Here is a 10,793-nt window from a genome sequence, read left to right on the forward strand (position 1 = left end):
TTGAATCAGATATTATAGTATTATAAAATTGATTAACTTTCAATAGTGACTTTTAAGATCTTTGGTGTTAAATTTAGCTTAATGCTAATTAAATATAATTATATTTTAGTGTGTAAACTATTAACTTTTGCTATTGTAATTTGATAAGGAGATGCTTGGATGACTAAATTGTTTACTAATTTTAACTTGTTTGATGGTGCCGAAGCTGAAACTAAGGCTGCTTCCTGGATGGAGGTCGACGAAAAAAGCGGAAAGATAGTTCAAGTTGGCCGCGGTGATGCCCCTGTTCGAGGTGAAAAGATCGACTTAAAAGGCAAATACGTCATGCCGGGTTTGATCAATGTCCATACTCACATTATGATGAATCCGCAGACCAATAAGCTGGAATATCTTTCTGAGACTGAAGTTGCTTATCAGGCATTGCAGAATCTAAAGGAATTATTGAAGTCCGGTGTTACATATATCAGGGATTGTGGCTGTGCTTTTGATGTCGATATCAAGTTAGCTAAGCTGCAAAGCCAAGGAGTCATCGGCGGCACAGAGATCATGCCTTCCGGACGCCCAATGTCAATGACTGGCGGGCATGGCGACTTTACTGAAGGTTGGGACGGAGAGACTACTTGGGGATATTTAACTGATTCTCCAGATGAAATGCGTGCATCTGTACGCCAAGCTTTTAAAAAGGGTGCTAAAAACATAAAATTAATGGCAACTGGCGGTGTCATGTCAGCTACTGATCAGATTGATGATATTGAACTCAGCTTGCCGGAATTGAAGACGGCTGTTGAGGAAGCACATTCTAAGCATATGACTGTTGCAGCACATGCTGAAGGAGAAAAAGGAATCCACAATGCTGTTTTAGCAGGGGTTGATTCTGTCGAACATGGTTCTTATGTTTCTGATGAAGATATTGAATTGATGATCAAGCAAGGAACCTTTTTGACAACTACTTTGATTGCAGCCTATACAATTCCTAAATATGGTGAAGGAAAGTTGCCGCAGTATATGTTGGATAAAGCAAATGCTTTCATGGATAAGTATTTTGAACGGATCGGTGCTGCAATCAAAGCGGGCGTTAAGATCTCCTTTGGGACAGATGCGGGAACACCTTTTAATGGATTCAAGGACACATCTTTTGAACTTGAACTTTTGACGAGGGTTGGTGCGACAAATGCACAGGCTTTATTTGCAGCAACCAAGAATGCAGCGGAACTGATGCATATTGATAACGAATATGGTTCTTTAGCAGCAGGTAAATATGCTGATTTTATTGTATTAGATACAGATCCATTGGCAGATATCAAAGCAGTTCAACAAGAAGATAAGGGTGTTTATAAAAAAGGTGTGAAGCAGTTCTAAGCTTAAAAATAATTGACAGAGTAAGTTGGCAACCTTTAAGGGGAGAATGCAATGAATATAATTTTTAAAAATGCAAATCTTTTTGACGGACAGCATGCACAACTGCAACAAAATAGCTGGCTTAAGGTCGATGATCTCACTGGCAAAGTAGTCGCAACTGGAACTGGGACTGCGCCTGAAGCCAAACGGGTTGTTGACTTGCAGGGCAAATATCTAATGCCTGGGTTAATCAATGCCCACACTCACATTATGATGAATCCTGTTACCAACAAATTAGAATATCTCTCTGAAACAGAGGCCACAGTGACCGCTTTAAATAACTTGCAGGAGCTGCTTAAAGCCGGAGTGACCTATATCAGAGACTGCGGCTGTGCCTTTGATGTGGATGTGAAGCTGGCTAAGCTGCAGCAGGAAAACGTACTTGGCGGCACGGAAATTATGCCATCTGGACGTCCGATGACAATGACGGGCGGACACGGTGACTTTATCGAAGAGCCAGACGGAAGCGCGACTTGGGGACACCTAACTGATTCTGAGGACGCAATGCGTAAAGCAGTCCGTCAAGAATTCAAACGAGGTGCCAAGAATATCAAAGTTATGGCAACAGGTGGGGTCATGTCTGCAACTGATGAAGTCGATGATATTGAATTGAGCTTAGCCGAGTTGAAAGTGGCAGTTGAAGAGGCACATTCCAAGCATATGACAGTTGCATCGCATGCTCAAGGAAATCAGGGAATCCAGAATTCATTAGTTGCGGGCGTCGATTCGATTGAACACGGGATCTACATTGATGAAGACCAAGCTGCTTTTATGCGAGAAAAAAACATCTTCTTAGTACCAACGTTGAATGCTCCGACCGCAATTTCTCAAGATGGACGTGGTAAATTGCCTGAATATATGTTACGTAAAAACGATCTGGTTAAAAGTGACTTTTTTAAAAATGTCTCTCAGGCGATTAAGCAAGGTGTCAAAGTGGTAGTCGGAACGGATGCAGGAACACCATTTAACTCTTTTGGCAAGGGAACCTGGAATGAATTGAAGTTAATAGTGGAATTGGGAGCTTCTCCAGCACAGGCTTTGTTTGGTGCAACCAAGTATGCAGCCGAATTGCTTAAAATTGATGATTTGTACGGTACATTAGCAGCGGGTAAATTTGCGGACTTTTTGATTTTGGACGACAATCCATTAGAAAATGTCGGGTCACTTGAAAGTCTTAAAGCTGTTTATAAAAAAGGCAAAAAAGTAAACTAAGGGTGTGATTTTTTGATTGAAAAGCAGAAGTTAAAGGCATTTGCTGAGCGTGAATTAGACTCGTTTTCGGATTATCTGAGGATTCCGAGTATCTCGGCACAAAATAGTGGGATAAATGAAACTGTTGCGTGGCTGCAGGAAACCTTCAGTGCGCTGGGAGCGGCAGTCGAAGTCTGGCATGATCAAGGAGGCAATCCGGTTGTTTTTGCTGAGTTGAAGGGGAATTCTTCCAAAACAGTTCTTTTTTACAATCATTATGATGTCCAGCCACCAGAACCATTAGATGAATGGAAAACACCGCCCTTTGAACCTACGCTGGTTGCAGGAAAATTAGTTGCACGCGGGGTTTGTGATGATAAGGGCGAGTTGATGTCGCGGTTAACGCTCATAAAATATTTCAAGGAAAATGGCGGTCTGCCAGTCAATCTTAAATTCATAATCGAAGGTGAAGAGGAACTTGGAAGTCCGCATGTTGATGCCTATGTGCATGCACATGCCAGTCAGTTGGCTGCCGATGTCTGCATCTGGGAAGGCGGCGGTCGGAATGAAAGCGAACAATTTCAGATAACCTGTGGGCTAAAAGGAATTGCCAGCTTTGATTTGGAAGTTGTCACAGCTGCTAGTGATCTACATTCTTCACTTGCAAGTTATGCAGATAATGCCGCTTGGAGACTAGTGCAAGCACTGAGTTCGTTAAAAGACCAGCAAGGCAGAATTAAAGTTGCAGGTTTTTATGATGACGTGATGCCGTTGACTGAAGATACTAAGAAGGCTATTAAAGATATCAAATTCGACGCAAAACGAGTCACACAGGAATTCGGTTTACTGCGGCCTTTTGTAACTGATGATCCTGCAAAAGCTCTGGTCAATAGCGCCACACTGACAATTAATGGGCTGTCGTCAGGCTATGAAGGGGATGGCACTAAGACCGTGGTACCAAGAAGGGCAGTTGCAAAATTGGACTGCCGGCTTGTTCCTAACCAAGAACCGGCTAAGATTGCAGAACTTATTCAACAACAGTTAATAAAGAACGGTTTTGCAGATGTTAAATTGCACTATAATACAGGTGAAAGTGCATTTAGAACAGATTTGAATGATCCTTTTGTGAAGTTGAATGTCGCGGTTGCAAAAGAGGTTTATGGTGCTTCTAATTATGTTGTGGTACCAAACATGCCGGGTGGCGGCCCTGCTAAGCAATTTGTTGATGAACTTGCAGTTCCAATTGTAATGATTGGAATTCATTATGCCGGAAGTGGCCCGCATGCTCCAAATGAGAACATCAGATTATCTGATTATCAGGATGCAACGGTTTATCTGGGTAGACTGTTAGAAGCGTACCAAGCAGAATAGATTTAAAATAGCTAAAATTCAGCTGATGTTGACAGCAATGAAAATGTCGACAGGGGCTGGATTTTTTTGTTAGCAATAATTATTTTTTATTGAATTATTTTACACTATGTTTGTGATATAAATCACAATTAATAATGGCTGTGGTAATTAGTAATAACCTGAAATAATTATTTTACATGTAAATATAAATATTATTATAATAGCCAAGATTGCGTTAAGATATGCATGTAACTTTAATTATAGTAATTTTTAAAAAGGGAAGGGTAAAGATGTTAAGGTACAAAAGAATTATTTTGGGGGAAATCTGTACCGCGTGTATTCTTTTATTGACTGCTTGTTCTTCTGGTGTAGCAGCTAACAAGATTGGTAGTCATAGAACCAGCGAGCAGGCAAAAGCGCAAGTCACGTATTATGAAGATTTGAGTACTTTGGATAAACATGCACTAAACTTTATTTTTAAAATTGAACAGGATGAGACTAAAGATAATACTGCTGATCCGGTCTATGCTGTTTCACTCAAAGTCAAAAACAATACGAATAAGACTGTCAAGTTTGATAAAAGTAAGTTCATTTATTTTGCAAGCGACCGTAAAATTCTTTCTAAAAAGAAAGGTACGCTAACGCTTAAGCCGCATACTAGCAGTTCTGAGCATCAACTTTTTGAGAGTGTTGCTGAACAGGAGACTGTGGGAGGTGGTGCAATTGCTTATCTTAATCAAGACAACTTACTTTCTTATGATAGCTTTATTAATGGGATTGCAACTTCGACTAATCTTAAGAGCTCGCAATTAGCAAAGCAGTTTAAAGCACGAAAAGACAATGCTGAGGAAAGTACTTCATCAAATACACAAGATAGTACCGTGAATTCTACTACAGCAGCTAATGCAAGTAATTCTGAAGCTGCGCAGCAAAGTTCTGCAGGATTAACACGCGAAGAAGCTATCAATACGCTTCAAGAATGGGCTAAAAATAATGGTGCTGAAGCTTTTGAGATCGATGCACTGCAGATTGGGCAAGGTGATAATGGTAGTTGGTCTTTTACTGATAGCAACGGACAATCATGGACAGTCTCGCCCACAGGTAAAGTACATGCACCTGGAGATCCCATTGAATAATAGTTAAAGTGCACAGCTTGTTTTGAAGTCGGATAGTTATTCATGAAGAGTTGGATTATACTGGTAATTATGTTTCATAAAGAAGTTTTTGTAAAAAGGGCAGGGAAAATGAAAAAGTTATTTTTATTTCTAATATCCATTATATTATTTTTATGTGTACCAGTAGCGACCATTGAGGGACAGAAAGTTTCAAAAATCAGCAACCAGCAATTAAAGAAAGTCATTAATAAGATGACGCTGCAACAAAAAGTCGCTCAAATGTATCTGATTCCCACTCAATCCGGGCAGCAAAATACAGCAGCTTTCATTAAAGAAAACCAACCGGGTGGGTTAATCTTGTTTGGAAATGATTTCAAGGAACAAACAAAACAACAATTTATTGGCAATCTGCAAAACTATCAGGGACACGCAAACCTATCTTTATTAATTGGAACTGATCAAGAAGGTGGAACAGTCTCACGGTTGGACGCTAACCCACAGTTGACTGGAAATCAAACTTTTGCTTCACCACAGCAGCTTTACCAATCAGGTGGGAGTCAGGCAGTGGTTAAAGCGGCAGGGGCAACGGCGCAATTGTTACATTCTTTGCAAATTAACTTGAATTTTGCACCAGTGGCAGATGTCTCTAGCGACAGTAACAGCTTTATTTATAAGCGAACATTGGGCTTAAATTATCAGCAGACTGCCACTGTTATCAAGACTGAGATTCCTCAGATTCAAAAGAATCACGTTGCAGCCAGCCTCAAGCATTTTCCAGGTTATGGGGCGGCTGGAGACACGCATACAGGTTTTGCCTCGACAGACAAAGCACTTGCGGATTTTGAGAAAAATGATTTTTTGCCATTCAAGGCGGGGATTAAGGCCGGGGCACAAACTGTTTTAGTCTCACATATCTTTGTGACTGCAATTGATCCCGACTATCCAGCATCGTTGTCACCTAAGATCCATCAACTTTTACGGCAAAAGTTGCATTTTAAAAAGGTCATTATTACTGATGACCTCAGCATGGGTGCGATTACTAAATTCGCTGCCGATCGGCATGTCTCGCCTGATTTGCTGGCAGTTGAAGCGGGGAATGACATGCTCTTGAGTAATAATTTTGCGCAAGGCGTGCCAACAATTGTCAAAGCTGTTCAGGATAAACAGATTAAGGAAGCACAGATTAATAAGTCAGTTTATCGTATTTTAAGTTTAAAAAGAAATTTGGGACTTTTAAAGCAGGAAAATCTTAAGGATTATCAAAAAAACTAAAGAATATATTTAATTTATTAAATATGTTATAATTTTATGTTGTGTTATAAATATATAACAAATTACATTGGGGGAATGTATCATGAAACTTTGTCCAAATTGTCATTCTGAGATAGAAGACAATGCAAAATTCTGTACGAAATGCGGGACTAAATTAACCGTTACCACGGCACATTCAACAGCTACTGCAGCTAAAACAGCGCAAGCTCAAGGAACTGCTGAAGATGCTCAAAAGAATAATGCAAACACTCACAGTGACGCTGCCGCAATCAATACCCAAGCGCTGCAAAGTGCTTTTCAAGGATATTGGAGTTGGCTGCTTGCATCCTGGAAGCAGCCTTTCAAGGCACAAAAAACAACTAAATATGCTGGAATATTAACTTTATTTTTAGAAAGTTTATTTTTTACTTTAGGTATTGGACATTGGGCCCAAACCGCAACTTCAGCCGCCTCAAATGCAGCTAACAATCTTTTAGGATCTTTTTCTAATAATTCAGCTAGCTATAATACTTCCTATTCAATTGGAATTGGATTTTATTTTACTATTATTTTGACAATCCTAATTGCAGCAGTGGCAATGGTCGGTGTGGCTTTTCTGATTCACCGAGCGGTCAGCAAAGCAGCTGAAGCTGAAAATTTCATTGATTATCTGAACCGTTTGGCACATTACAGCAGCTCAATTCTTTTATTGACAGTCCTCTTTTTCTTAATCGCGTTATCTGGGATGAGTATTGTTTCAATGCTGGTGATCAGCTTGATCCTGCTTTTAATTTCGGCTATTTGGGGAATAACTATTGTTTGCGGAGTTGTTGAACTTGAAAATGGTGGGCAACTTGATCGAATTTATGGTGCTGCTATTACGGTGGCAATTTGTGTTGCAATCGAAACAATTGCTTTTTCACTTGTAATATCACAATTAGGTGATACAGCTGGTTCATTTGTTTCTTCAGTATTTAAAGGGGGGCTCTAAGTAATGGCCTCAGAAACATTTTGTCCTGAGTGTGGAACTCAAGTTAAAGCCGGTGCAGCATTTTGTCCTAATTGCGGACATAACTTAACAAGCGCAGCAACTGAGAAAAAAAGCGAGTCTACGGCTGCACCAGAGGATAGTACCCAAAAACCGCTGCAGCGCAGTACGCCTGTGCAGCCTCGAAAACCGCTCAACAAACGCATGGTTGGGGCTGTTGTGGCAGTCGTTGTGATCTTAGTTGCCGGATACCTAGGGTTAAAGAATTACTACCAACCACAAAAGCAACTTGAGCGGATTATTACAACGATGGGGAACTCTGATAAAAATCTGGCTAAATACGTAAAGACGAGTGATCCAACTTTACAAAATGAAATATCGAATAAAAATTTAAAACCAGTTCAAAAGTATTTTGAGAACAACCGTCAGGAATTAGCCGCGTTAAAAAGTGCGCTTCAAGCCGGTTCGACGTATGATAATACCTATTCAATTGAACAAAGTGGCAATGCATGGTTACTTTTCCCACGCTATAAGTTAAATATTGCTGCTGCGTATGTTACGTTATCTACTAATCACGCAGGGGTTATTTTTTATCAAAATGGGAAGAAGTTGGCAACGACGACTAGTTCTAGTGATAGCAAAAAGGTTGGTCCGCTGTTCCCTGGACAATATAGTTTCAAAGCTGTAGGGAAGATCGCCGGCAGAAAATTAGTGAACACTGCAACCACCAAGCTAACTGCCGGTTCTCAATCTTTGCCGTTAAAACTAAAAATAGCAACATTTACAATTAGTGGAACTAAGGGTGCAACTGTGTACTTGAATGGAAAAAAAGTCGGCGAGTTAAACAGTGAAGGTAAATTAAGCTTCAAAGACTATCCAGTCAGCAACGACTTGAAAGCTTACATTACATTGCCTGTTTCAGGTCAGACTGTCAAATCAAAGACAGTCAACGTTAGTGATCGGCTAGCGGAAGGCGAGCATACAATTGCACCTGCATTCGAGGGAATGGTCGCTAAGTCAGATGCTGAAGAATTACTTGATAATGTTTTTTCGGGAGCTCAAACCGGTACGGATGATTCGTCAACTGCAGAACTTTTTGTAGGGCAAGAAAGCAATTCAAGTTATAATGATTTGCTAAAATTCTTTGCTTCTTTTAAGACTAACAGTAAGATCGAGAACTATACCGCTGAAGTTACTAAAGTTAATTCAGTTACTCCGGCAGGTAAGAACAAAGCAACGGTCTCTTATTCAGTTAAGTATACTTTTAATAATAGTGGAGATGCAGGCGATTCTACTAAGGTACAGCAGTTTACTTATCCGAATGCAGAAATCGTTAAGCAAGGCAGTGACTACAAAATTCAAACAATTGGTGATACTAAGTCAGCTGATTGGGAGAAGAACTATTCTAATGATAATTAACATATTTTAGAAAAAATTTTTTCTATGATATTGAATTAGGAGTGTAGACTGAGCTGAATAACTTTGCTTCAGGTTAGGCAGCAAATTGGTGCGCTCATAGTGTATCAATCATTAGAAAGGCTAAGGAACACGTTTATCCGGAATAAACTCGGGGCTGTGACAAAAGTTAACTTTTGTCACAGCCCCGAGTTCTTTTTTTGTAGTGCAACCTTTTTTAGCGAGAACTACGCAATATTTTGTTAATTGTAAACTATTTATTGAAATTGGGTTTACAGTTGAATATAATGAGACTGTTACTAATTTAAGAGTTGGGGTTGAGTTAAGTGAAGGATCATCAAAGAACCAAGAATTTAGTTTTAGCTGCAATGTTGGTGGCAATCTTAGTTATTTTGGGTTTATTGCCTGGAATTCCGCTGGGGATTATTCCAGTGCCGCTTGTTTTACAGAACATGGGAGTAATGTTGGCAGGCGGCTTATTGGGGTCTAAGTATGGAACTGCCGCAGTAGGTCTGTTCTTGTTGCTTGTATTTTTGGGATTACCGCTCTTATCTGGTGGTCGCGGTGGAGCCACCGTTTTTCTCGGTCCAAGTGGCGGATACTTGATAGCTTGGTTGTTTGTACCGTTTTTAATAGGACGCTTAAAACGACTTTTTCAAGTCCGTGCCCAGCATTCATGGTGGCATGAACTTTTGATTGTGGGTGTTGCTGGAGTAATTTTTGTCGATGTAGTCGGTGCCTTGTGGCTAGCTTGGCAATCCAGCATACCGCTTTCGACTGCCTTGGTCTCAAATCTGGTTTTCATTCCAGGAGACTTGCTTAAAGCAATTTTAGCAGTTGTGATTACTCGCCGAATCAGGAATTTAATGCAACTTGAAGTGGAATATTAAAGAAGCTGTCGCTAGTACTTTAAATTAGGTGGGGGAATTACGTTGAGTATCATTCATGGAATCGAGGTTGATGAGGCAGGGCGCTGCTGCCATTATCATCAGGCCAACGACATTGTAGGTTTAAAGTGTGCGCAGTGCCAGCAATATTTTGCATGTTATAAATGTCATGATACCTTAAGGGACCACCGCTTTGTACCGTGTGCTAAACATGCTGCACCGGCAATTTGCGGTGTTTGCAAGTTCACAATGGATTTTCAAAAATATGTACAGGGATTTTGTCCCAATTGCCAGCATTCTTTTAATCCAAAGTGCCGTGTACATTATGGGATCTATTTTAAGTAAGCTGCTGGTTGGTCGAGCTATGGAAGCTTGATGTGGCAGCGATTTTTAGGAAATTTAAAAAAATTGGTGATTTTCATTTTAACTGGGGTTAAACTTTTGTTACAGGACGTCCGAGTAAAAAGATGGAGTGACCAGAATTGAAAATTGAATACTTGCCACCAGTCAGAGTAGCTTATTTTAGAAAAGTTGGAGTTTACGGATTGGAAAACCAGGTTTTAATGAAAAATTTTAAAAGGTGGGTTAAAGCAGAGGGACTCTGGGAAAATGCTGTTATTCTCGGAATTGCACTAGATGATCCGACAAGAATAACCGCAAAAAATTGTCGATACGATGTCTATCTTGTTACTAATAAAACAAACTTTAAAACTTGTGTAAAGCAAAGGGTTATCCAAGGTCAAAAGGTAGTAGTTTTTAAAATTAAGCATACTGAAGAGGTGATTGGTGAATTTTATGGTCAATTGGCTCAAATTATCAGTAAAAATCGTCTTAAAGTGTTAAAACAACCTTTGATTGAACGTTATAAGGTTTCGTTAGTCCAATCAGGGTATTGTGAGATATTAATTCCAATTAAGTGAAGTATGTTTAGTTTTAAGTCATAAAATTAAATTGGGTGAGCGCACTTAAAAATCGATAGGTGGTCGAAATAATCTAATCTTAAAAGAGAAATTTGTGTTAAAGCAGAGGGGCACTAAAGCTATCAATACTGATTAAAGGATTCATGAATAGTTTTGCAAGAATGAATTTAAAGAGCAAAATATTTATACGAAGTTTTGAGGTTGTTTAGAAAACTTAATAATTAATAAGAGAGTGTGACATAAGTCGGGAAAATTTGAGTGCTAACTCGAAATTACG

General features: G+C 39.6%; 10 protein-coding genes. All 10 read left to right on the top strand.

Translation table 11 applies throughout. The features are described 5' to 3' along the window. Positions 1 to 159 precede the first annotated feature (159 nt). The 10 genes from FD50_RS05175 to FD50_RS05220 all read left to right on the top strand — a co-directional run bounded on the left by FD50_RS05175 (position 160) and on the right by FD50_RS05220 (position 10,516). Positions 160 to 1,359 (top strand): metal-dependent hydrolase family protein, encoded by a 1,200-nt coding sequence (locus tag FD50_RS05175; RefSeq protein ID WP_056960676.1) that lies wholly within the window; start codon positions 160 to 162, stop codon positions 1,357 to 1,359. Between the two features lie 51 nt (positions 1,360 to 1,410). After that, positions 1,411 to 2,610, top strand: coding sequence for a metal-dependent hydrolase family protein (locus FD50_RS05180; RefSeq protein WP_056960677.1), 1,200 nt, complete (start codon positions 1,411 to 1,413; stop codon positions 2,608 to 2,610). A 12-nt stretch (positions 2,611 to 2,622) separates the two neighbouring features. Next, positions 2,623 to 3,960, top strand: a complete 1,338-nt coding sequence (locus FD50_RS05185; protein WP_056960678.1) for a M20/M25/M40 family metallo-hydrolase — start codon at positions 2,623 to 2,625, stop codon at positions 3,958 to 3,960. Between the two features lie 269 nt (positions 3,961 to 4,229). Beyond that, complete coding sequence (locus FD50_RS05190) at positions 4,230 to 5,075, top strand: hypothetical protein (RefSeq protein WP_054756868.1); 846 nt, start codon at positions 4,230 to 4,232, stop codon at positions 5,073 to 5,075. A gap of 108 nt (positions 5,076 to 5,183) precedes the next feature. Further along, on the top strand, positions 5,184 to 6,326 hold the full coding sequence (locus FD50_RS05195) for a glycoside hydrolase family 3 N-terminal domain-containing protein (protein WP_056960679.1): 1,143 nt from the start codon (positions 5,184 to 5,186) through the stop codon (positions 6,324 to 6,326). 82 nt (positions 6,327 to 6,408) lie between these two features. Further along, positions 6,409 to 7,296, top strand: a complete 888-nt coding sequence (locus FD50_RS05200) for a zinc ribbon domain-containing protein (protein ID WP_056960680.1) — start codon at positions 6,409 to 6,411, stop codon at positions 7,294 to 7,296. A gap of 3 nt (positions 7,297 to 7,299) precedes the next feature. Then, on the top strand, positions 7,300 to 8,712 hold the full coding sequence (locus FD50_RS05205) for a zinc ribbon domain-containing protein (protein ID WP_056960681.1): 1,413 nt from the start codon (positions 7,300 to 7,302) through the stop codon (positions 8,710 to 8,712). Positions 8,713 to 9,035: 323 nt separating this feature from the next. After that, positions 9,036 to 9,599 (top strand): biotin transporter BioY, encoded by a 564-nt coding sequence (locus FD50_RS05210; protein ID WP_056960682.1) that lies wholly within the window; start codon positions 9,036 to 9,038, stop codon positions 9,597 to 9,599. A gap of 42 nt (positions 9,600 to 9,641) precedes the next feature. Beyond that, positions 9,642 to 9,941 carry a CHY zinc finger protein gene (locus FD50_RS12475; protein ID WP_082610433.1) on the top strand — a complete coding sequence of 100 codons (300 nt, stop codon included), beginning with the start codon at positions 9,642 to 9,644 and terminating at the stop codon, positions 9,939 to 9,941. A gap of 137 nt (positions 9,942 to 10,078) precedes the next feature. Continuing rightward, entirely contained in the window at positions 10,079 to 10,516 is a 438-nt protein-coding gene (locus FD50_RS05220) for a GyrI-like domain-containing protein (protein WP_054756882.1), read from the top strand. The last annotated feature ends 277 nt before the right edge of the window (positions 10,517 to 10,793 follow it).

Origin of the sequence: Liquorilactobacillus satsumensis DSM 16230 = JCM 12392, from assembly GCF_001435195.1 — a bacterium.
GTDB classification, from domain to species: Bacteria; Bacillota; Bacilli; order Lactobacillales; family Lactobacillaceae; genus Liquorilactobacillus; species Liquorilactobacillus satsumensis.